The organism is uncultured Tateyamaria sp., from assembly GCF_947488715.1.
Lineage (GTDB): Bacteria > Pseudomonadota > Alphaproteobacteria > Rhodobacterales > Rhodobacteraceae > Tateyamaria.
In genome coordinates, this window is the sequence record NZ_CANLAG010000004.1 from 224995 (window position 1) to 247351 (window position 22357).

The 22357-nt window shown below is 61.6% G+C and carries 21 protein-coding genes; 12 read left to right on the plus strand and 9 right to left on the minus strand.

Annotated elements, in window-relative coordinates:
- Nucleotides 1-5 precede the first annotated feature (5 nt).
- The 3 genes from Q0936_RS11550 to Q0936_RS11560 form a co-directional block, all read right to left on the minus strand.
- A complete protein-coding gene (locus Q0936_RS11550) occupies nt 6-467 on the minus strand; it encodes a cupin domain-containing protein (protein WP_299292740.1) in 462 nt (153 codons plus the stop codon).
- 78 nt (nt 468-545) lie between these two features.
- Nucleotides 546-1325: a Bax inhibitor-1/YccA family protein gene (locus tag Q0936_RS11555; protein ID WP_299292742.1), complete on the minus strand. Its 780-nt coding sequence runs from the start codon at nt 1323-1325 to the stop codon at nt 546-548.
- A 205-nt stretch (nt 1326-1530) separates the two neighbouring features.
- A complete protein-coding gene (locus tag Q0936_RS11560; protein WP_299292744.1) occupies nt 1531-1746 on the minus strand; it encodes a DUF1127 domain-containing protein in 216 nt (71 codons plus the stop codon).
- 126 nt (nt 1747-1872) lie between these two features.
- Between Q0936_RS11560 and Q0936_RS11565 the strand changes: the two genes are divergently transcribed.
- The 4 genes from Q0936_RS11565 to Q0936_RS11580 all read left to right on the plus strand — a co-directional run bounded on the left by Q0936_RS11565 (nt 1873) and on the right by Q0936_RS11580 (nt 5781).
- The gene (locus Q0936_RS11565) at nt 1873-2757 is read left to right on the plus strand and encodes a LysR family transcriptional regulator (RefSeq protein WP_299144536.1); all 885 of its coding nucleotides are present in this window, start codon (nt 1873-1875) and stop codon (nt 2755-2757) included.
- Nucleotides 2758-3197: 440 nt separating this feature from the next.
- The gene (locus Q0936_RS11570; RefSeq protein WP_299292746.1) at nt 3198-3572 is read left to right on the plus strand and encodes a helix-turn-helix transcriptional regulator; all 375 of its coding nucleotides are present in this window, start codon (nt 3198-3200) and stop codon (nt 3570-3572) included.
- Nucleotides 3573-3649: 77 nt separating this feature from the next.
- Nucleotides 3650-4444: a histidinol-phosphatase gene (hisN, locus tag Q0936_RS11575; RefSeq protein ID WP_299292748.1), complete on the plus strand. Its 795-nt coding sequence runs from the start codon at nt 3650-3652 to the stop codon at nt 4442-4444.
- Complete coding sequence (locus Q0936_RS11580; RefSeq protein WP_299292750.1) at nt 4441-5781, plus strand: 8-oxoguanine deaminase; 1341 nt, start codon at nt 4441-4443, stop codon at nt 5779-5781. Before hisN ends, Q0936_RS11580 begins: the two co-directional genes overlap by 4 nt.
- Nucleotides 5782-5784: 3 nt before the next feature.
- Here the strand turns inward: Q0936_RS11580 and guaD are convergent, their stop codons facing one another.
- Nucleotides 5785-7074, minus strand: a complete 1290-nt coding sequence (gene guaD / locus Q0936_RS11585; RefSeq protein ID WP_299292752.1) for a guanine deaminase — start codon at nt 7072-7074, stop codon at nt 5785-5787.
- A gap of 115 nt (nt 7075-7189) precedes the next feature.
- Between guaD and mgtE the strand changes: the two genes are divergently transcribed.
- The 4 genes from mgtE (at nt 7190) to Q0936_RS11605 (ending at nt 11984) form a co-directional block, all read left to right on the plus strand.
- Entirely contained in the window at nt 7190-8584 is a 1395-nt protein-coding gene (mgtE, locus tag Q0936_RS11590) for a magnesium transporter (protein ID WP_299144553.1), read from the plus strand.
- A 73-nt stretch (nt 8585-8657) separates the two neighbouring features.
- The gene (locus tag Q0936_RS11595) at nt 8658-9212 is read left to right on the plus strand and encodes a 5-formyltetrahydrofolate cyclo-ligase (protein ID WP_299292754.1); all 555 of its coding nucleotides are present in this window, start codon (nt 8658-8660) and stop codon (nt 9210-9212) included.
- A 62-nt stretch (nt 9213-9274) separates the two neighbouring features.
- Nucleotides 9275-10087, plus strand: coding sequence for a TIGR00282 family metallophosphoesterase (locus Q0936_RS11600; RefSeq protein ID WP_299292756.1), 813 nt, complete (start codon nt 9275-9277; stop codon nt 10085-10087).
- A gap of 118 nt (nt 10088-10205) precedes the next feature.
- Nucleotides 10206-11984, plus strand: coding sequence for an SLC13 family permease (locus tag Q0936_RS11605; RefSeq protein WP_299292758.1), 1779 nt, complete (start codon nt 10206-10208; stop codon nt 11982-11984).
- Between the two features lie 55 nt (nt 11985-12039).
- Here the strand turns inward: Q0936_RS11605 and Q0936_RS11610 are convergent, their stop codons facing one another.
- From Q0936_RS11610 to Q0936_RS11625, 4 genes are all read right to left on the minus strand, one after another.
- Nucleotides 12040-13698, minus strand: coding sequence for an FAD-binding dehydrogenase (locus Q0936_RS11610; protein WP_299292760.1), 1659 nt, complete (start codon nt 13696-13698; stop codon nt 12040-12042).
- An 11-nt stretch (nt 13699-13709) separates the two neighbouring features.
- Complete coding sequence (locus tag Q0936_RS11615; RefSeq protein WP_299292762.1) at nt 13710-14567, minus strand: bile acid:sodium symporter family protein; 858 nt, start codon at nt 14565-14567, stop codon at nt 13710-13712.
- Between the two features lie 75 nt (nt 14568-14642).
- Nucleotides 14643-16415 (minus strand): SLC13 family permease, encoded by a 1773-nt coding sequence (locus Q0936_RS11620; RefSeq protein ID WP_299292764.1) that lies wholly within the window; start codon nt 16413-16415, stop codon nt 14643-14645.
- Between the two features lie 159 nt (nt 16416-16574).
- Nucleotides 16575-17522 (minus strand): glutathione S-transferase C-terminal domain-containing protein, encoded by a 948-nt coding sequence (locus Q0936_RS11625; RefSeq protein WP_299292766.1) that lies wholly within the window; start codon nt 17520-17522, stop codon nt 16575-16577.
- Between the two features lie 177 nt (nt 17523-17699).
- On the opposite strand from Q0936_RS11625, the gene Q0936_RS11630 reads away from it, so the two are divergent.
- Nucleotides 17700-18446, plus strand: coding sequence for a YebC/PmpR family DNA-binding transcriptional regulator (locus Q0936_RS11630; protein ID WP_299144588.1), 747 nt, complete (start codon nt 17700-17702; stop codon nt 18444-18446).
- Nucleotides 18447-18535: 89 nt separating this feature from the next.
- Here the strand turns inward: Q0936_RS11630 and Q0936_RS11635 are convergent, their stop codons facing one another.
- Nucleotides 18536-18772 (minus strand): hypothetical protein, encoded by a 237-nt coding sequence (locus tag Q0936_RS11635; RefSeq protein ID WP_299144592.1) that lies wholly within the window; start codon nt 18770-18772, stop codon nt 18536-18538.
- Nucleotides 18773-19289: 517 nt separating this feature from the next.
- Between Q0936_RS11635 and Q0936_RS11640 the strand changes: the two genes are divergently transcribed.
- The 3 genes from Q0936_RS11640 (at nt 19290) to betC (ending at nt 22343) form a co-directional block, all read left to right on the plus strand.
- Entirely contained in the window at nt 19290-20192 is a 903-nt protein-coding gene (locus tag Q0936_RS11640; RefSeq protein ID WP_299292768.1) for a DMT family transporter, read from the plus strand.
- A 70-nt stretch (nt 20193-20262) separates the two neighbouring features.
- Nucleotides 20263-20838, plus strand: coding sequence for a transcriptional regulator BetI (betI, locus tag Q0936_RS11645; protein ID WP_299144600.1), 576 nt, complete (start codon nt 20263-20265; stop codon nt 20836-20838).
- Nucleotides 20835-22343 carry a choline-sulfatase gene (betC, locus tag Q0936_RS11650; protein WP_299292770.1) on the plus strand — a complete coding sequence of 503 codons (1509 nt, stop codon included), beginning with the start codon at nt 20835-20837 and terminating at the stop codon, nt 22341-22343. Before betI ends, betC begins: the two co-directional genes overlap by 4 nt.
- The last annotated feature ends 14 nt before the right edge of the window (nt 22344-22357 follow it).

Consider the following 22357-nt stretch of genomic DNA (forward strand, 5'->3'; position numbering starts at 1 on the left):
CGCCGCTAGGTGGGGCGTTCGGCGGGTTCTCCGCTGAGGGTGGTGTAACTGCGGGTGTCGGTTGTGCGGTCATAGGTCAGGACACGGTCATGGTCGGGATAGGTGACCGTATCGTCAGCCGCGCGTGTTCCGATGACCATGTAGCGCACGGGAGCGTCGCTGTGGTTGTGCATCGTATGGGCCACGGGATCACCCGCGCGCCAACACGCAGCGTCGCCGGGGCGTAGCACCGTCTCGGACCCGTTTTCGGTCAGGGTGACAGAGCCGGACAGGATCACCACCATCTCATCCTCGGTCATGTGCCAATGTGCAAAGGAACTGCGCGAACCGGGTGGCAATTCCTCGATGAATGCGCCGAATTGGCTAAGACCGCCGGTGTCGCTGAGCAGCTCTGCCCGGTAGGGTCCCAACGTGCTGTCGGCACCACCGGTTTCTGTTTGTGCGGTGCCTGCTTTGATCACGGTCATTGCCGACCCCCCCTTGCTGAAAAGAAAAAGGCCGGTCGCTGGGACCGGCCTTTGTCGTGTTTCGGAACCTGGTACAGGCTACTCTTGCTGGCCCATGAACATCAGCAGGAACTGGAACATGTTCAGGAAGGAGATGTAGAGGCTCAGCGCGCCGTCGATGGCCGCTTTGTCCAGCCATTCCTGATCGCCATGTGCGGCGTGCGCCACATAGGTGTTCTTGATGTCCTGCGTGTAGAACGCGGTCAGGCCAGCAAAGATCAGGATACCGATCATCGAGATCGCGTACATCATCGGGCCAGACTGCAGGAACAGGTTGATCACCATGGCGACGATCAGGCCGATAACGCCCATCATCAGGAAGGTGCCCATGCCGGACAGGTCTTTTTTCGTGGTATAACCCCACAGGCTGAGGCCTGCGAAAGCGATCGCCGTGACCAGGAAGGTCTGAGTGATCGAGTAGGGGGTGTAGACCAGGAAGATCGAGCTCATCGACACGCCCATGACGGCCGCGAAGATGAAGAAGCCCAGTTGTACTGCAGCCGAAGAACCACGACGCATCAGCGCGCCCCAGCCGAACAGCAGGAAGGCGAGTGGTGCGAACATCACAACCCAGCGCAGCGGCGTTGCATAGAGCAGGTTGCCCAGCGGCGTCAGGTACTGGCCCTCGCGCAGGGCGATGGTCGCGTTGGTTGGATCGGATGTGACAGCAAGATCGGCAATGGCCCATGCGGCCAGCGCCGTGATCAGCATGCCCACGGACATCGTGCCGTAGACTTTGTTCATGTGGGCACGTAGCCCGGCGTCGATCTGGGCGGCGCGTGTACCGGCCGCGGACCGGATCGTATTCAACTCAGCCATTATGACCTCCAAATTGATACAAATTTCCGCCGGGTGATCCGGCGGTCGCGGATTTACGCCCGCATTGCGTCAAATATCGGGTGCGCGGGGCTGTGTTTCAAGGCTTTTTCGCCTTGCGGCAGGCCCATGGCTGCGACATTCCGACCATTTTTGTCATAAATCGTCGGCGATGCGGCTCCATGGGGCTGCCGGGGCGCTTTGCCGATCAGTCGCGCCAGGTTGCGGGCACGTCCCAGATTGGCTTGCGAGCTTCTTGGGCGGCGGTTTTGGCGGTGACGCCGATATCATCCAAACGGTGCGCATCCAGCTTGGCCAGCGCACGGCGTGAACGCCATACGTTCAACAGGGCGCTCAGGGAAAAGGGCTTGGCCGCAGGAGCGGCAACGCGGGTGTGGCGGGCGGTGGTGTCGATCAGTGCCATGTCTTTAGTCTCCTTGGTCAATTGTGATGGTTGCTTGGCGTTTCATCAATTCTCTTGATGTATATGGCAAAGCATGACACATTTTGAAAACGAATGTTTGTGAGATGACGCATCAGGGAAATTGATATGAGAAATTTGGACATCACCACGCTTCGGTCTTTTGTCGCAGTTGCCGAGAGCGGGGGCGTCACGCGGGCGGCCGGGTTTCTGCATTTGACCCAGTCCGCGGTCTCAATGCAGCTTAAACGTCTGGAAGAAGTGTTGGACCTTGATCTGTTTGACCGGTCGGGGCGGTCCATTGCCCTGACGGCCTCTGGCGAGCAATTGCTGGTCTATGCGCGGCGCATGGTTGCGTTGAACGATGAGGTGATCACCCGGCTGACCGATCAGGCCTATGAGGGTGAAATCACGCTGGGCGTGCCACATGACATTGTCTATCCGGCGATCCCGCGTGTGCTGAAACAGTTTCACGCGGCCTTTCCACGGGTCAAGGTACAGCTCGACAGTTCATATACGCGGCGGCTGAAAGCCGAGTTTGCCAAAGGCGCCTGCGACATCATTCTCACCACCGAAACCGGTCTGGACAGTGGCGGCGAAGAACTATGCGTCAAGCCGCTGTGCTGGGTCGGTGCGCCGGGGGGATCGGCATGGCGGCAGCGTCCGCTCAAACTTGCCTTTGGTCGGCAGTGCACGTTCCGGCCCCGCGTGGTCGAACATCTGGACAATGCGAGTATCCCTTGGGACGTGGTGGTAGAGACCGAAAGCGACCGGACCATCGAAGCCACCGTAAGCGCGGATTTGGCTGTCCATACGATGATCGAAGGAACCGAACCGCCCCATCTCGACCGGATTGATCACGGCGGTGTCCTGCCGGATTTGCCAGCGCAGCGGATCAACCTCTATGGGGCCACTGGTGCGGCGAACGAAGTCCATGATGCGCTGGTTTCGATGCTGAGACGTGCCTTTTCCGCGCCCGAAACCGTTCAGTTGCGCGCCGTGTCGCGGGTGTAGGATTGAAACGATTCGCCCCAGTTTTGACGATTTATGCCGGGTTTTGAGCAAAAAAACGCGCAAATGAACTAAGGTTTTCGTAGTTGTGCCGGGGGTGTCGGGTGGCAAATAGTTAACGCGCCCGTTCTCCTAGGGGTTGAATGTGAGTAACTTGCGCTAAGGTGTTGATAGCAGTCGAACAAACGGGATGGCGCCGCTCTGGATAAATCGACCGATCTGGCAAGCGTTTGAAATATATCAAGAACTGTAGTTGCCGTTCACGTCACTCAATCTTGCACCCCAACTGGGGTCCGCGCACGTCATGCGGGTAGTTTACGTTGAAAAACGAGCGATGTCCGCTTAGTGTGGCGTAACTCTGGCGCGGTGTTTTGAGATGTGTCTGGGATATACAAAGCGCGAGGCCACTCAGGCGCGGCGCACCACAACAGTTGGGAGACCCCATGGCACATATGGTCGACGTTCACGTTGGTAAGCGTATTCGGCAGCGGCGATGGCTGATTGGGATGACCCAGCAAAAGCTTGCTGACCTCGTCGGGATCAAGTTTCAGCAGATCCAGAAATACGAAACCGGGGCCAATCGCGTGAGCGCATCGCGGCTTTGGGATATCGGTGATGCTATGGGTGTGCCGGTGGCGTTTTTCTTTGAAGGCGTCAAGGAAGGCGCGTCACGGTTTGACCACACAGGCAGCGATGTACCGCCTGACATGCTGGGCGATAAGGAAGCGATGGAGCTGGTGCGTACCTATTATGCCATCCCCGAAAATCAGCGGCGCCGCCTGTTTGAACTGGCACGCGTGCTGAGCGACGTCGCCTGACCATCTGATGTGACTGCGAACGGCCTCCGCCACGGCGGGGGCTTGCCTTGGCCCGCGTGGTCTGGCACCCGATGTGTATGACCTATTCCCTATCCGAACTGACCGCCGTGGCCCACAAGATGGCCGACGCGGCGCGTCTGGCGATCCTCCCCTATTTCCGCACACCCGATTTGACGGCTGAGAACAAGCTGGCCGGCGGGTTTGATCCGGTTACCGTGGCCGACCGCGCCGCCGAAGAGGCGATGCGCGCGGTTTTGGCGCGGTTGCGTCCGCAGGATGCTATCATGGGCGAGGAATTTGGCGCACAGGCGGGGACCTCCGGGCTGACTTGGGTTCTGGACCCGATTGACGGCACACGCGGGTTTGTCGCGGGCACGCCCACCTGGGGGGTTTTGATCGCTGTGGGCCCTGACAGCGGCCCGGTGCTCGGCGTGATTGACCAGCCCTATATTGGCGAGCGGTTTGTGGGTGCAGGCGGGCAGGCGCATTTGTCCGGTCCGCACGGCGAGATGCAGATCACCACGCGCGCGCCGCGTCCGCTGGCGGATGCAACTGTGTTCACCACCTTCCCCGAAGTTGGCACTGCGCAGGAGCGCGCGGGTTTTGACGCCGTGGCGGGCAAGGCCAGGTTGGTGCGATACGGGATGGACTGCTACGCCTATGCGCTGGTTGCTGCGGGCCAGGCGGATCTGGTGATCGAGGCGGGGCTGAACAATTACGACATTCAGGCGCCGATTGCCCTGATCGAGGCTGCGGGCGGTATTGTCACCGATTGGGCGGGGCGTCCGGCCTATGCGGGTGGGCGGGCGTTGGCCGCTGCAAACGCCGACATCCACGCCGAGGCGCTGGCGATCCTGCGAGACGTGTCGTGACCGAGCTGCTGATCCGCGGTGCGCGTCATCTGGTGACTATGGATGATACGCGCCGGGTTCTGCAGGCCTGTGACATTCTGATCCGCGACGGCGTTGTGGCTGCAATCGGCGCGGGTCTGCGCACGACAGGTGAGGTTATCGCCGCGCAAGACTGTGTGGTGACACCGGGCCTCGTCAACACGCATCACCATCTGTACCAGACCCTGACACGCGCCGTGCCTGCCGCGCAAAACGCATTGCTGTTTGGCTGGCTGCAGACGCTGTACCCGATCTGGGCGCGGTTTACGCCGGATCATATGTATGTCTCGGCGCAGATTGGGCTGGCGGAACTGGCTTTGTCCGGCTGCACGCTGACCTCGGACCACCTGTATCTCTTTCCCAACGGTGCGCGGCTGGACGATACGATCGAGGCGGCGCGGGACGTGGGCCTGCGGTTTCATCCGACACGGGGCGCGATGAGCATTGGTGTCCGCGACGGTGGTCTGCCTCCGGACAGTCTGGTCGAGGACGAGGCCGCCATTCTTGACGATTGTATCCGTGTGATTGACGCGTTCTACGACCCAAACGACGGATCGATGTGCCGTGTAGGAGTGGCCCCTTGTTCACCGTTTTCGGTCAGCCGCGATCTGATGCGTGATGCCGCGGTGCTGGCGCGCGACAAGGGTGTGATGATGCACACGCATTTGGCCGAGAATGACGAAGATATAGCCTATTCCATGGAACAGTTCGGCTGCCGTCCGGGGCAGTATGCGCAGGATCTGGGCTGGGTTGGGCCGGACGTCTGGCACGCGCATTGTGTCAAACTTGACCCTGCCGAGATTTCTCTTTTTGCCGAGACGGGCACCGGGATTGCGCATTGCCCCTGTTCCAATTGCCGTCTGGGATCGGGCATCGCGCCGGTCCGTGCAATGCGGGATGCGGGTGTGTCGGTGGGCCTGGGTGTTGACGGATCGGCCAGCAATGATGCGGGCAATCTGGTCGCCGAGGCGCGGCAGGCCATGCTGTTGCAACGGGTGGCCTTTGGAGCTGATGCGATGTCGCCGATGGAGGCGCTGGAGATCGCAACCCGTGGTGGGGCAGACGTGTTGGGTCGCCCCGATTGCGGTCGGATTGCCGTGGGCGCGCGGGCGGACATTGCGTTGTGGGATGTGTCTGGCGTGCAAAGCGCTGGCAGTTGGGATCCGGCGGCTCTGTTGCTGGCGGGCCCTGTGACGGTGCGTGATTTGTTGGTTGAGGGCCGTCAGGTCGTGCGCGACGGGCATGTCGTCACCATTGACCTGCAATCGACCATAGATCGGCAGAACCAACTGGCGCGCGACTTGAACGACGCGCTTTGACCGTCAGGTGGGGCGCGGTTTTCCCCCCACCCAGACCTGAGCGACGGCGCGGTCATCGCCCATCATGATGGTTGGGAACACAGCATCCCAGATATGATCGGCCTGCGCGGCCCGCTGTGTGATCGCAGGTGTTGATGTCAGGTCGAGGATGCACAGGTCCGCGTCCATACCGGCGGCGATTACCCCCAGATGATCGTGCCGGTGCAGCGCGCGCGCCGAACCTGCTGTGGCCAGCCAAAGCAGTTGAGCGGCATGGACAGCCGCGCCGCGCAGCTGCGCTACTTCGTAGGCGGCGGCCATAGTGCGCAGCATGGAAAACGACGATCCGCCGCCTGTATCCGTGGCCAGGCCAACGCATTGGCCCGCGCGGGCCAGTCCCATCAGGTCAAACAGGCCGGATCCGATAAACGTGTTGGATGTGGGGCAGTGTACGACGCTTGCGCCCACTTCGGACAGCCGTGCCACCTCGCGCGGGGTCAGGTGAATCGAGTGACCGTAAACACCGCGCGCACCCAAGAGGCCCGTGGCCTCGTAGGTGTCGAGATAGTCGCGTGCCTCTGGGAACAGGTCCTGCACCCAGGCGATTTCATCCACCTGCTCGCTGAGATGCGTTTGCATCAGCACGTCAGGGCGTTCGGACCAGAGCGCGCCGAGGGCCGTCAGTTGTTCAGGCGTCGATGTGGGGGAAAAGCGCGGCGTGATCGCATATTGCGCGCGCCCCTTGCCGTGCCACCTGTCCAGCAAGCCTTTGCTGTCGTCATAGGCGCTTTGTGCTGTGTCACGCAGCCCATCGGGCGCATTGCGATCCATACAGGTCTTACCCGCCACTATGGCCATGCCACGCACAGCGGCTGCCTCGAACAGGGCGTCGACGCTTGTGGGGTGGATGGTGGCATAGCTCGCCACGCTTGTGGTGCCATGATCCAGTGCAAGGTCCAGATACCTGTCCGCGATGGTGCGGGCATAGGCGGGATCGGCCAGGCGCATCTCTTCGGGAAAGGTGTAGGTGTTGAGCCAGTCGATCAGCCGCTTGCCCCAGGACGCGATGATGGCGGTTTGCGGATAGTGAACATGCGCGTCCACAAACCCCGGACAGACAAGCCGGCCGCTGTGGTCATGGAGTGTGACATCGGGGCCGCTGACACGCGCGGCCTCGCCAACAGCAACAATCGTGCCGTTTTCGATCAGGACCGCGCTGTTTTCGGCGATAGAGACCGCTTCGGCCCAGTGTTGGGTGAACGGATTGCCGCGAAATTGCAGGACATGTCCGGTGATAAGATCGCGCTGTGTCATCCGGTGTTTATGGCCCCGTGCAAGAGGTTGCGCAAAGCGAAAGTGGGGCCATTGTCACTTGTGGGAACCATGCCTATGGTTTGACGCAAATGTGCGGTCTGGTCGGAGGATTTACATGTCAAATGAAGTCGACGTGGCCGAACCGGCAGCAGAGGACAGCGGCTATGAGTTGGGCCGCAAAGATGTCTCTGCCATTCTTTATGCGGTGGATATCGAGGACCGGGCGCAGCTGACCACGCTGATGGAGCCGCTGCATGCGGCGGACATTGCCGACCTTTTGGAACAGATCAACGCGTTTGACCGGTCACGGTTGATCCGCCTTTATGATCGTGAGTTTGACGGGGACATCCTGTCGGAACTGGACGAGTCGATCCGCGAAGAGGTGATTGGCGTTCTCAAGCCGACCGTTCTGGCCGACGCGGTGCGCGATCTGGACAGTGACGATGTCGTTGATCTGATTGAGGATCTGGACGACGCGCAGCAGGAGCAGATCCTCGATGCGCTGGAGGACACGGACCGTGCGCTGGTCGAGCAGTCGCTGTCGTTCCCGGAGTATTCCGCGGGCCGTCTGATGCAGCGCGAGGTCGTCATGGCGCCTGAACACTGGACCGTGGGCGAGGCGATTGACCGATTGCGCGGCGCCGAAGAGAGCGAGCTGCCCAATCAATTCTATCATATTGTTCTGGTGGACCCGCGCTTGCATCCCATTGGCAATGTCACTCTGGGCAAGCTGATGCGGTCGCGGCGCGAGGTCAAGTTGATGGATCTGGTGGAGGAGACGTTTCGCGTCATCCCCGCCACGCAGCCGGAAAGTGACGTTGCCTATGCGTTCAACCAGTATCACCTGATCTCGGCCCCTGTTGTGGATGACGAGGGGCGTCTGATCGGTTTGATCACCATTGATGATGCGATGGCCGTTCTGGATGAAGAGCACGAAGAGGACATCCTGCGTCTGGCGGGGGTGGGCGAGGAATCCGCGCTGTCGGACAATGTGCGCGAGACGACGCGCCAGCGTTTGCCCTGGTTGGCCGTCAATCTTGTGACGTCGATCCTCGCGTCGATGGTGATTGCACAATTCGAGATGGCGATTGCGCAGATCGTGGCGCTGGCGGTGTTGATGCCCATTGTCGCCTCTATGGGGGGCAACGCCGGGACGCAGTCGCTGACCGTGGCGGTGCGGGCGTTGGCGACCAAGGATTTGACCGGTGCAAATGTCTGGCGGGTGATCCGACGTGAGGTGTTTGTTGGATTGCTGAACGGCGTGGTCTTTGCCGTTGTGATGGGCATTGTCGGCGTGATCTGGTTCGGCTCTCCGGCTTTGGGCTACGTGATTGCGGCGGCCATGGTGGTGAACATGGTGGTCGCGGGCCTTGCAGGGACGGTCATACCTGTTGTGCTGGACCGGTTGGGGGTCGATCCGGCGCTGGCCTCCGGGGCATTTGTGACGACGGTGACGGATGTGGTTGGGTTCTTTGCGTTCCTGGGGCTTGCCGCGATGGTGTTGTTGTGAGGGCTGGCTGGTCGGACGCGCTTTGCGCTGATGCGCAAAGACGCCCCGCCCGCCATCCCGTATGGGGGCGTGCATGGATTTGATGGCGCGCAAGGATGCAGCCCGTAAGGCCGGGTTTGCTCGGCGCAAGGCTGCGTTTGATCTGGACCCCGGTGGCGCGTCCGGTGTGTTGTCGTCGGTCCTTGCCGGATTTCGGGGCGTGCCGGTGTCGGGCTATATGCCCATTCGGTCGGAGATTGACCCATTGCCTGCTATGGCAGAGGCGGCGGCCTATGGCACTGTGTCGGTGCCTGTCATTATGGGCGCTGGCCAACCGTTGCGGTTCTCGCGCTGGATGCCGGGTGGACCGCTGCGGGACGGGCCATTTGGTGCGAAGGTGCCCGAAGTGGATGATTTCGTCATACCTGATATCGTGATTGTGCCGTTGGTGGCCTTTACCCGCGCGGGCGGGCGTTTGGGGTATGGTGGTGGGTTTTACGATCGCACATTGGAGCAATTGCGCGCAGCGCGGCCAACCTATGCCATCGGCTTTGCCTATGCTGCGCAGGAAGCAGCCGATTTGCCGTTAGAGCCTACGGATCAGCCGCTGGATATGATTGTCACCGAGGCCGGTGTGATCGAGATGTGAATGGACAGGTGTGTTGGGGCGCTGCCTTTGACCACGCATGAGATGCAGGGAATTGGAGCAGTATGAAACTGTTGTTTTTAGGGGATGTGATGGGCCGTGCCGGTCGGCAGGCGGTGGCGGAACATCTGCCCCGGCTGCGGGCAGAGTGGGATCTGGATTTCGTCGTTGTGAACGGCGAGAACGCGACATCCGGGATGGGCCTGTCCGGTGCGCATGCCAAGGCGTTGCTGGAGGCGGGTGCTGATTGCATCACCTTGGGTGATCACGCCTTTGATCAAAAGGATATGTTGCAGTTCATCGAGCAGGAGCCGCGCATCGTGCGCCCGTTGAACTTTTCCAAGGCCGCGCCGGGCAAGGGGGCGCGTGTGTTCAACGCGCGCGGAGGCAAACGGGTGTTGGTGACGCAGGCCTTGGGGCAGGTGTTCATGAAGCGGCCCTTTGATGATCCGTTTTCGGCCCTTGAAACAGTGTTTCGCGCGCACCCTCTGGGCGGGCAGGTGGATGCGGTGATGGTCGACTTTCATTGCGAAGCCACGTCGGAGAAAATGGCGATGGGGCATTGGTGCGACGGGCGAGCCAGCCTGATGGTTGGCACCCACACCCATGTGCCCACGGCGGACGCGATGATTTTGGGCAAGGGCTGTGGCTATCTCAGTGATGCGGGGATGTGCGGGGATTACAATTCGGTCATTGGGATGCAGCGGGACGAACCCCTACGCCGGTTTATCACGGGCATGCCCAAGGAGCGTTTCGCGCCCGCACTTGGGCCGGCGACCGTGTCGGGTGTCTATGTGGAGACGGGCCCCGATGGGCGCGCTGTGCGGATCGAGATGGTACGGCAGGGCGGTGTTCTGGCACAAAGCGGGCCGCAATAGCAGGCACTGGCCACTGCGCCACGGTAATTACTGTGTCACCCGCCAAAGCACGGCTTGAAGCGCCTGCGGCAATGGGGGACACTGATGGGTGATACGGGTCCAAGGCACATTACCAGATATGGGTTTCATCGCGCTTTCAGAGACGGGCAATGCCGTTCTCACGCTGGTGGTTGTTGGGGTGATGTTCGCGCTCTTTCTGCGCGAGAGTTTCCCGGCAGAAGTTGTGGCCATCGCCGGGGTCGGGTTGATGCTGGCATCGGGGGCATTGCCCTATGATGCCGCTGTTGCGGTGCTGTCGAACCCGGCGCCGTGGACCATCGCCGCGATGTTTATCATCATGGGGGCACTGGTGCGCACAGGCGCGCTGGAGGCGTTCACAGGGCTCGCCGACCGGCAGGCGCGCACCAACCCGGTTCTGGCAATTGGGCTTTTGATGGCCTTTGTGATTGTCAGCTCTGCGATTGTGTCCAACACGCCGGTGGTTGTGGTGATGATCCCGGTCTTTATCCAGCTGGCCAAGACGATGGGCCATTCGGCGTCCAAGATGCTGATCCCGCTGAGTTATGCGGCAATCCTCGGAGGGACGTTGACCCTGATCGGGACGTCGACGAACCTGCTGGTGGATGGGGTTGCGCGGGCGCAGGGGTTGGCCCCGTTCACGATTTTTGAGGTCACGCCGCTTGGCATCGTTTTGGTGGTCTGGGGGATGATCTATCTGCGGTTTTTCGGGCCGATGTTGTTGCCGGACCGGGACAGCATGGCGGGTCTTTTGAGTGATCGCAGCCGGATGAAATTCTTTACCGAAGCGGTCATTCCGCCGGAGTCCAACCTGATCGGGCGCGAAGTCACGGGCGTGCAACTGTTCAAACGTGATGGCGTTCGGCTAATCGACGTCGTGCGTGGGGATCTGTCGCTGCGGCGCAACCTCAAGGGGGTGGCCTTGCAGGTGGGCGACCGGGTGGTGTTGCGGACCCAGATGACCGAGCTGTTGAGCCTGCAGCGCAACAAGGAATTGAAGCGCTTGGACCAGGTGGGCGCGGTCGAGACCACGACTGTTGAAGTGCTGATCACGCCGGGGTGCAAGATGGTGGGCCGGTCGCTTGGTGCGTTGCGTTTGCGCAGGCGCTACGGTGTGTATCCGTTGGCGGTGCACCGGCGCAATCAGAACATCGGGCGACAGTTGGATGATCTGGTTGTAAAGGTGGGCGACACGCTGTTGCTGGAGGGCGCGCCGGAGGACATTCAGCGTCTGGCCACGGATATGGACATGGTGGATGTCTCCAAACCGTCGCAGCGCGCCTTTCGGCGGGGGCATGCGCCGATTGCGTTGGTGGCGTTGCTGGGCATTGTCGTTCTGGCGGCCTTTGGTGTGGCGCCGATCTTTATGCTGTCGGTGATGGCGGTGGCGCTGGTTCTGGTCACCCGCTGCATCGATGCGGACGAGGCGTTTTCCTTTGTGGACGGACGGTTGTTGGCGTTGATCTTTGCGATGCTGGCGATTGGTGCGGCGTTGGAGGCCACGGGGGCGGTGGCGTTGATTGTGGATGCCATTGCGCCGGGGTTGGCTGTGTTGCCGCCTTTCCTGATCGTTTGGGCGATTTACCTGCTGACGTCGGTGTTGACGGAGCTGGTCAGCAACAACGCCGTTGCGGTTGTGCTGACGCCTATTGCGATTGGTCTGGCCAGCGCGTTGGGTATTGATGCGCGCCCGTTAGTGGTTGCGGTGATGGTGGCGGCGTCGGCCTCGTTTGCGACGCCAATCGGGTATCAGACGAACATGCTGGTTTACGGGCCAGGCGGGTACAAGTTCACCGATTTCATGCGTGTGGGCATACCGCTGAACCTGAGCATTGGTATCCTCGCCTCGGCGGTTATTCCGTTTATCTGGCCCTTGTGACGGCGGGGCGGACGCTGTTTGCCCTTTGGGCAAAGACGCCCCGCCCACCGTCCCTTCAGGCGATGGTTTTGGACCGGCCTGCGTTGCGCCCCGAGAAGATGCAGCCGCCGAGGAATGTCCCTTCGAGCGCGTTGTAGCCGTGATAGCCACCTCCACCGAAGCCTGCGACCTCGCCCGCGGCAAAGAGGCCCGGTACGGTCTGGCCATCTGCGCCGATCATCTGGCTGTCGAGGTTTGTGTGCAGGCCGCCCAGGGTTTTGCGGGTCAGCACGTGCAGTTTCACCGCGATCAGAGGGCCGTTTGCAGGGTCCAGGAATTTGTGCGGTTTGGCTGTGCGCAACAGGCGGTCTCCGCGGTAGTTGCGCGCGGCGTGGATTGCCATCATCTGCGCATCCTTGGAAAACGGGTTGTCGATCTGAGCATCGCGCGCTTCGATCTGGGCGCGCAGTTTTGCCTCATCGATCAGGCCACCACCCGCCACCTGGTTCATGCCGCGCACCAGTGTTGTAAGGTCATCGGCAACGACAAAATCCTCGCCACGCTCCTTGAACGCCTCGACTGGGTCGGTTGCGTTTTTGCCGGACAACACCCGTTGTTTGATGACTTCGGACCACTTTTTCGACGTCAGGTCGGGGTTCTGTTCGGACCCCGAGAGCGCAAATTCCTTTTTGATGACTTTTTGGGTCAGCACGAACCAACTGTAGTCATAGCCTGTCTCGAGGATCATGCGCAGGGTGGACATGCTGTCAAAGCCGGGCAGGGCAGGCGGGGCGAACCGGTTGCCTGTGGCGTCGAACCACATGGATGAGGGGCCGGGCAGGATGCGGATGCCGTGCGCGGGCCAGATCGGATCCCAGTTTTTGACACCTTCGGTATAGTGCCACATCCGGTCGCCGTTGATCACGTGCCCGCCCGCCGTCTCGGAAATGCCGATCATACGGCCATCCACATGCGCAGGCACGCCCGCCACCATGTCTTTGGGTGCAGGGCCGAGGCGCTCGGTCGGCCAGACCTTGCGCACCATGTCGAAATTGCCGCCGATGCCGCCCGATGTGACGATCACCGACGGCGCGCGCAGGACAAAGTCACCAATGGCGTCGCGGTTGGTTTTCTGGCCGCGCGGGGCCGCGTCGTCCGACATCACTGTGCCGCTGACACCCTTGGCGACACCGTTTTCCATGTCGATCCGGTCGACTTGATGGCGGAAATGAAAATGGATCAGGCCCGCTTTTTCATGCTCTTCGCAGCGGCGCACGAAATGTTCGATGATGCCGGGGCCGGTGCCCCATGTGATGTGGAACCGTGGCACTGAATTGCCGTGCCCGTCGGCAAAACTGCCGCCACGTTCCGCCCATCCGACAACCGGGAACCAGCGCAGGCCCATGCCGTGCAGCCACCCGCGCATGTCGCCTGCGGCAAAGTCCACGTAGGCTTCCGCCCATTTGCGTGGCCAGTGGTCCTCGGGGCGGTCGAATTGGGCGCTGCCCATCCAATCCCCCAGGGCCAGTTCGCGGCTGTCGCGGATGCCCATGCGGCGTTGTTCTGGTGTGTCGATCATGCACAGACCGCCCAGGCTCCAGAACGCCTGCCCCCCCAGAAAGGACCGAGGTTCCTGATCCACGATGATGACCGTCTTGCCTCGGTCACCAAGTTCGGCGGCGGCGGCCAGACCTGCCAGCCCGGCCCCTACAACAATGGCGTCGGCTTGATCCATTTCACATCCTCTCAGCGGTTGCGGAACCAGATCACGAAGGGTGCCGCGACCAGATACATGGTGATGCCATAGACGGCAGAGGGCAGGGCGATGGTGCTGAACCCTTCGGATTGACCCGAGATCAGGGCCGCCATTGTGACGCCAAGCGTTGCGTTCTGAACGCCGGTCTCAATCGATATGGTCTTGGCCTGATCCCACATCAGGGATGCACCCCGTGCTAGCGCTAGCCCAAGGATCAAGAGCACCACGTTCAATGCGATGAGGGCGGGGCCGAGTTTGGGCAGGTTTTCAACAAAGGTGCCCCAGTTGCCGGCCAGCGCCGCGACGACGATCAGGATAAACAGGGCCGTGGCCAGACGGGTCAGTATGGGTTCGATCCGGACGGCCAAGCCCGGCGCGAAGTGGCGAAAGAGCACGCCCAGCAGGACAGGCAGAGTGGTGATTACGAACATCGCTATGGCAAGGTCGGTGACGCTGACCTCTGGTGCGTTGGACCCCATGAAATGCACCACTGCCCATGCGGCCAAAATCGGCACCGTCACAATGCTGGCAAGGCTGATCACAGCCGTGAGCGAGACAGACAGGGCCACGTCGCCGCGCGCCAGTCGCGAGATCATGTTGGATGTCACCCCGCCGGGGCAAAAGCTGATGAGCATGACGCCAACGGCGATTTCAGCGCCCAGACCAAAGGCGCGCACCGTCGCATAGGCCGCGATGGGCAAGAGCACGATTTGTGCGATGGCTCCGATGGCAAAGGCCTTGGGCATGCACAGCACTCTGCCAAAGTCCGCAAAGGTCAGGCCGACGCCAAGGCTCAGCATGATGATCGCCAGTGACAGTGGCAGAACCACGTTGATCAATATGTCCATAACTTCTCTCCCTTGTGGCGACGTTACGCGCGTCTGGGATTGTCGCGCAATGTTGACGCATGGGCAGGTGGCGGGTCAGAGCGGCCAGAATACGAGAATGGCGGGGATGGACACGGCAACGACAATCACCTCGAGCGGCAGCCCGATGCGCCAGTAGTCGCCGAACTTGTAGCCGCCGGGGCCAAGGATCAGAGTGTTGTTCTTGTGCCCGATCGGGGTCAGGAATGCCGAGGAAGCGGCCACAGCGACGGCCATCAGGAAGGGATCGGGCGAGACGCCAAGCGCCTGCGCCATCTGTATGCCGACAGGGGCCGCGACAATGGTGGTGGCGGTGTTGTTGAGCACGTCCGACAGGCTCATTGTCACGATCATCAGCACTGTCAGCACAGCCCATGCGGGCATGCCGTCGGTCAATGTGACGAGCCAACCCGCGATGAGTTCTGTGCCGCCTGAGCTTTCCAATGCGGCACCCAGCGGGATCATGGACCCCAACAGTACCACAACCGGCCATTCGATATGTGTGTAGAGTTCCGACAGTGGTACGATGCGGGTCAGAACATAGGCGATGACCACAAGGCCCAGTGCGATGGGCAGGTACAAAAGCCCGACGCTGGCCGCCAGCACAGCGCCGCCAAAGAGCGCAATGGCCAGCCAGACCTTGCTGTCGTCCGTCACCGCCAGCCCGCGTTCCGCCAGCGGCAACGTGCCAAGCCAAGTCGTTACGTCGGGGCCTGTGTCGCGTGGCACCAACAGCAAGAGGATGTCGCCCGCGCGGATCTCGGTCTTGCGGATTTGGGCGGTGATGCGCACGCCTTCGCGTGACAGGCCCAGCAACACGGTGTTTTGCCGCCAAGCCAGCCCGACGGTTTGTGCCGTTCGGCCCACGAGGCGGGATGTTTCGGTCACGACGACTTCGATGATTTCCACGCCTTCACCAGCGGCGTTCAGGCGGTCTGTGCGGGCGGCGTCGGCCACGGCGAGGCCAGTGGCGGTGCGAAATTCATCCAGCGCTTCGGGTGTTGCTTCGATCACCAGCGCGTCGCCTGCGCGCAGTTCTGCATTGCGCGCGCGGCCATAGCGGCGCTTGCCGTCGCGGATCAGGCCCACGATTGCGACATCTGCCTTTTCCGCGTCCTCTTCGAGATCGGCGAGGCGGCTGCCGATGTGTTTGCTGCCTTCTGGTACAACCAGTTCGGCCACATAATTGGCCATATCTTCGAGGTCTGCGGTTGCGTCGTGACGGGCCGGGATCAAGCGCCAGCCCACAAGTGCGACAAAGATCAGTCCAGCGATGGCAGCGACACCACCCACGGGGGCAAAATCGAACATGCGAAATGGCTCGCCCAGCGAATCCTCGCGGATGGTGGCGATGATGATGTTGGGGGGCGTGCCGATCAGGGTGACCATGCCGCCGAGGATGGTGGCAAAGCTGAGAGGCATCAGGCTGAGCCCCGGCGAGCGTCCCGCCTTGCGCGCGGTCTGGATGTCGACGGGCATCAACAGGGCGAGGGCGGCCACGTTGTTCATGAAGGCCGAGAGCACACCACCGATCGCGCCCATCAGCGTGATATGCGCGCCCAGCGACCGGCTGGCATCGACCAGCGTGCGCGTGATCAAAAACACCGCGCCGGATCGCACCAAGCCCGCAGACACCACCAGAACCAGCGCCACGACCAGTGTGGCCGGGTGACCGAAGCCCGAGAACGCATCCGCGCTGGGTACGACACCCAGCACGACGCCGACCATCAAGGCGGAGAAAGCGACGATGTCGTAACGGAACCGCCCCCAGAGCAAGAGGCCGAACACGGCCCCGAAGAGCGAGAAGAGGATGATCTGGTCGGTTGTCATGCGGCCACGTTACGGTCAGGGCGCGGGCTGTGCCAGTGCCTTCACGAGGCCCCTGCGGGTTGACGTGGTGTGATCCAAAGGACGCGCTGGCGCGCGACACGATGTTTGGGGGGCGTTGCCCATGGCTGCGCCTTCGCCGTTTTCGCGCGGATGTGCCGTTTAGGTCCAGGTGATGTGGCGGTCTGTGGGTGCTGTCCAATTGACCTTGGGGCCTTTGGGGACGATGCCCAGTGGATTGCGCAGGTCCGACCTGGAAAAGTAACCAGCCTTGTAGATTGCGGGTTTGACCGTTTCGGCGATGCCCGGCAGCGCATAGAGCGCGCGGGCATAGTCCCAGAGTTGTGGAAAGTCGCTGAGCTTGGCCAGGTTACATTTGAAGGCATAGTGATAGGCCACGTCAAAGCGTGCCAGGGTAGGGAACAGGCGCAGGTCTGCTTCGGTCAGGTGGTCCCCGGTCAGGGTTGTTTGTGTCGCGAGATGCGCATCGATGGCCTTGAGCGCGGCAAAGAGGTCTGTGACAGCGGCATCATATGCCTCTTGCGAACGGGCAAATCCGGCGCGGTAGACGCCGTTGTTGATGTCGCGGTGGATGCGGGTGTTCCAGGTGTCGATCTGTGCCTCAAGCTGTTCCGGCACGAGCCTGCGTTTGGGATCGAAGGCGATACAGAGCATGCGTGTGATGTCTGCGCTTTCGTTCGAGACGATCTGCTGGCTGTGTTTGTCCCACAGCACCGGAACGGTGATGCGCCCGGTATAGGCGGGCGTTTGGCGGGCATAGACCTCGTGCAGGGATTGGACGCCGAGTTGCGGGTCCGAAAAGTCGCCGGAGGCGTCGAAGACCCAGCCCTGATCGGTGCGTGCGGGTTTTGCGACGCTGACAGATATGGCGTTAGACAATCCCAAGAGTGCGCGGACCAACAGCGTGCGATGCGCCCAGGGGCAGTTCCACGCAACAAAGAGGTGATAGCGGCCCGGTTCGGGTGTGAATGGGCCTTCCGGTGTGATCCGGTGCCGCAACGTGGATTTGGCGCGCTCATAGGCACCGCTTGCGCTGGTGTCCGGGCCGGGATCGTCCGTTTGGTAGGTGCCGTTGATCATCAAGCCCATCTGCGTTCCCCTTGCTGCGATGCCCCCAAGCCTAGCCCGGTTGTTCCGGGGTGCCACGCGCAAAGGGGCTGCACTGGCGCACAAGCCGGGCTTGCCCCTGTGGGAGCGGATGGCCTATAGCAACGCGGAACCGATTTCCGGGCATGTTTTGCACCGGTCAGCAGACAGGAGGCTCCTATGGCAGGCCACTCAAAATGGGCAAACATCCAGCACCGTAAGGGGCGCCAGGACAAGATCCGCGCCAAGCTGTTTTCGAAAATGTCCAAAGAGATCACCGTGGCCGCCAAGATGGGCGACCCCGATCCCGACAAGAACCCGCGTCTGCGGCTGGCCGTCAAAGAGGCCAAATCCAATTCCGTCCCCAAGGATGTGATCGACCGCGCGATCAAGAAAAGCCAGGCGGGCGACGGGGATGACTATGAGGAAATCCGCTATGAGGGTTACGGCCCCAACGGTGTGGCGGTGATTGTCGAGGCGATGACCGACAACCGCAATCGCACCGCGTCGACTGTGCGCTCTACCTTTACCAAGAACGGCGGCAACCTCGGCGAAACCGGCAGCGTGGGCTTTATGTTCGACCGCAAGGGCGCTGTCAGCTACGGAGCTGATGTGGGCGATGCCGACACGGTGATGATGGCCGCAATCGAGGCTGGGGCCGAGGATGTGGAATCGTCCGAGGACGGGCATGTGATCTGGTGCGCGGACACGGACCTGAACGAGGTGTCGAATGCGCTGGAGGCGGAACTGGGCGAATCCGAATCGACCAAGCTGGTCTGGCGTCCGACGACCACCACCGAAATGGACCTCGAAGCGATGCAAAAGCTGATGCGTCTGGTGGATGCGTTGGAAGATGATGACGACGTGCAGCAGGTCACCACCAATTTCGAAGCAAGCGACGAAGTGATGGCGCAACTGGACGAATAATCCGCGTCACATAGACGTCTGGAATAGCAAAACGCCGCCCTGTCACCAGAGGCGGCGTTTTCCATGTCTTCAGGACTGCTCGAATGGGATCAGAAGAACAGTTGGCGGGCGACCTGGCTCCAGCTTTGCGTGCAACCTGCATTGGGCGCAGGTGTTTGGCGACGCAAGCGGCGCATCAGGCCCTTGAGATCATTCAGGCGGGTGCGCGCAGCACTGCCGCCCGCGCGGCTTTGCACCGACAGGATTTTTTCCTGCGTCTGCAGCGCGGCTTCGATCAACTCAAGATCCTGCTTGGTCAGATCAACGGTGTGTGTTGTGTCGAGCATTTGAATGCATCCTTATTATCGTTGACCAGCATATGGGGTCTGAAGTGGTATACGCCAATCATCAAAGATCAGATCACCGTGATAACCATGTCAGATGCCAGAAACTGGCAGCAGTCGATCCCGCAAAGCGCGGGGCGTGTCTTGTCACATTCATGTAGGTATGCGGCAAGCGAATTGCGCCGTTCATGCGCGCAAAGCAGATGTGCAAAAAACGTATACCTCAAGTTGGCTTAAGTTTTGGTGCGCTTGATCAACCGCATGAAAACACGTTGTTAGGCCCGCGCAGTAAAAGCACTTTTGCCGATAGGCTTCGTACCTATGGTCCCATGCAAGTTGTTGTGTGCGCGGGGTTTTCAGCGGACAGGGCCGTGTCGGCACTGGGTAATGCTAATGTTTGTCCACAGATGCCATACAGATCCGGTGCAACCCATGCCAAACAGTTGCCCTATAAACTGCGTACGTGGCGTGTCTTGCCAGCGGGGTTGCGTGTTCGGGTGCGACACCGCATTGATGCGGCATGACCCCACGACCGCAAAACCCGATCAAGGGCATCTTCTGGATGCTGGTCACTGGCTTGTGCTTTGTGGCCGTAACGGCGCTGGTCAAGTATATGGGGCCGCGTGTCCCGCCCGCAGAGGCCGCGTTTCTCCGGTATCTTCTCGGGCTTGTGTTCCTGGTGCCGATGTTGCCGGCGGTCCGTGACGCGCACCTGACGGCGCGGCAATGGCGGCTGTTTACCTTGCGCGGCGCGTTTCATGCAGGCGGTGTGATCCTCTGGTTCTACGCCATGACGCGCATCCCCATCGCCGAAGTGACGGCGATGAACTATCTCGCGCCGGTTTACGTCAGCATCGGTGCTGCACTCTTTCTGGGTGAAAAGCTGGCGGCCCGCCGCATTGCCGCGATTGCTGTGGCGTTGATTGGCACCGCCGTCATCCTGCGACCGGGGTTCAGAGAGGTGGCCCCCGGCCACGTCGCGATGCTGTTTTGCGCTGTCGCCTTCGCCGGGTCCTACCTGCTGGCCAAGATCATGGCGGACGAGGCCAAACCGGCCGTGGTCGTCGCCATGCTGTCGATCTTTGTAACCATCGGGCTGGCGCCTTTTGCGCTGGCCAATTGGGTCACGCCCAGTTGGGGAGACCTGGGCCTTTTGTTTGTTGTGGCCTGTTTTGCGACAGCGGGGCACTACACAATGACCATGGCCTTTGCCGCGGCACCCGTCACCGTGACGCAACCCATCACCTTCCTGCAACTGGTCTGGGCGGTGCTGTTGGGGGCGTTGGTCTTTGCCGAACCGGTCGACATCTGGGTCATTCTGGGCGGTGCGCTGATCCTGGCCTCGGTAACCTTCATCACCTGGCGCGAGGCCGTGCTGAAGCGCGGCGCGATCACCCCGCCCAGTCCCGCGACCAAGCTCTGATCTTTTCTTGATTGACTGATCAATAAAAAACCCCCACATCTGCGCGAGACGCGATTTGAGGGGATGCAACGTGCCAAAACTGGGAATGGAACCGATCCGGCGGGCGGCCCTCGTCGAGGCCACAATCGCCGAGATCGGCGCAGCCGGGTCGCTGGACGTCACGGTGGGCCAAATCGCCAAACGCGCGGGCATGTCCACGGCGCTTGCGCATCACTACTTTGGCGGCAAACAACAGATCTTTCTTGCCGCCATGCGCCAGATCCTGCGCGACTTCGGCCAAGAGGTCGTTGTCGCTCTGAAATCCTCGCGCACGCCCCGCGCACGGGCAGAGGCGTTGATTGCTGCCAGCTTTGCGCCGTCCTGTTTCGATCCCGGCACGGTCAGTGCGTGGATGACGCTCTATGCGCAGGCGACCACCAACGCCGACACGCAGCGGCTGCTCGACCTCTACCAGCGCCGCCTGCGGTCGAACCTGACCCACGCCTTACGCCCGATCAGCACAGCCCCGCAGGATGATGCCGCCGTGCTGGGCGCATTGATCGATGGGCTCTATTTGCGCGCGGCCCTGGGCGGTGACGCCTCCGCGCAAACGGCGCAAGCCACCGCCCTGCGCGCCCTCGACACCCTGACCGGAGCACGGACATGAGCAAACCCAACATTCTCATCATCATGGTCGACCAGCTGAACGGTACGCTGTTTCCCGACGGTCCCGCCGACTGGCTGCATGCCCCCAATCTCAAGGCGCTGGCCGCCCGCTCGACCCGCTTCCGCAATGCCTATACCGCCTCGCCGCTCTGTGCGCCCGGCCGCGCGGCCTTCATGTCCGGGCAATTGCCCAGCGCCACGGGCGTCTACGACAATGCGGCGGAGTTCGCCTCCTCCATCCCCACCTACGCCCACCACCTGCGCCGCGCAGGCTACCAGACATGCCTTTCGGGCAAGATGCACTTTGTTGGCCCCGATCAGCTGCACGGGTTCGAGGAACGCCTGACCACCGATGTCTACCCGCCCGATTTCGGCTGGACGCCCGACTATCGCAAACCGGGCGAGCGCATCGATTGGTGGTATCACAACATGGGCTCCGTCACCGGCGCAGGGGTGGCCGAGATCACCAACCAGCTCGAATATGACGACGAGGTCGCCTACCACGCCACGCGCAAGATCTACGATCTGGGCCGCGGCCATGACGCGCGCCCTTGGTGCCTGACGGTCAGCTTTACGCACCCGCACGACCCTTATGTGGCGCGCAAGAAATACTGGGACCTCTACGAGGACTGCGACCACCTGATGCCAGAGGTTGGCCCGATTCCGTACGAGGATCAGGACCCGCATTCGCAACGCATCCTCGACGCCAACGACCGCGACAACTTCAACATCTCCGACGAAGACATCCGCCGGTCGCGCCGCGCCTATTTCGCCAACATCTCCTATCTCGATGACAAGATCGGCGAAGTCCTCGCCGCCCTCGAAGGCACCCGGCAAGAGGCCATCATCCTCTTCGTCTCCGACCACGGCGACATGCTGGGCGCGCGCGGGCTGTGGTTCAAAATGTCCTTCTACGAAGGCTCCGCTCGGGTGCCCCTGATGATCGCAGCCCCGTCGATGACGCCGGGCCTTGTGACCGACCCGGTCAGCAATATCGACGTCTGCCCAACACTCTGCGATCTGGCGGGCGTCGACATGTCCGAAGTTATGCCCTGGACCACGGGCCAAAGCCTCGTCCCCCAGGGCCAGGGCACAGCCCGGACCGAACCCGTTGCCATGGAATATGCGGCCGAAGGATCTTACGCCCCGATGGTGTCGCTGCGCTACGGCAAGTGGAAGTTCAACCGCTGCGCTCTGGACCCCGACCAGCTTTTTGACCTCGACGCCGATCCCCACGAGCTCACGAACCTCGCGGATGTACCCGCCCATCAGGGCACGCTGTCTCAATTGCAGGCCAAGGCCGAAGCCCGCTGGGACCTCGACCGCTTTGACGCGGATGTCCGCGCCAGCCAGGCGCGCCGCTGGGTCGTCTACGAGGCGCTGCGGCAGGGCGGCTACTACCCCTGGGATCACCAGCCGCTGCAAAAAGCCTCCGAACGCTACATGCGCAACCACATGGACCTCAACGTGCTCGAGGAAAACCAGCGGTTCCCCCGAGGCGAATAGCCCCTTCATTGTTC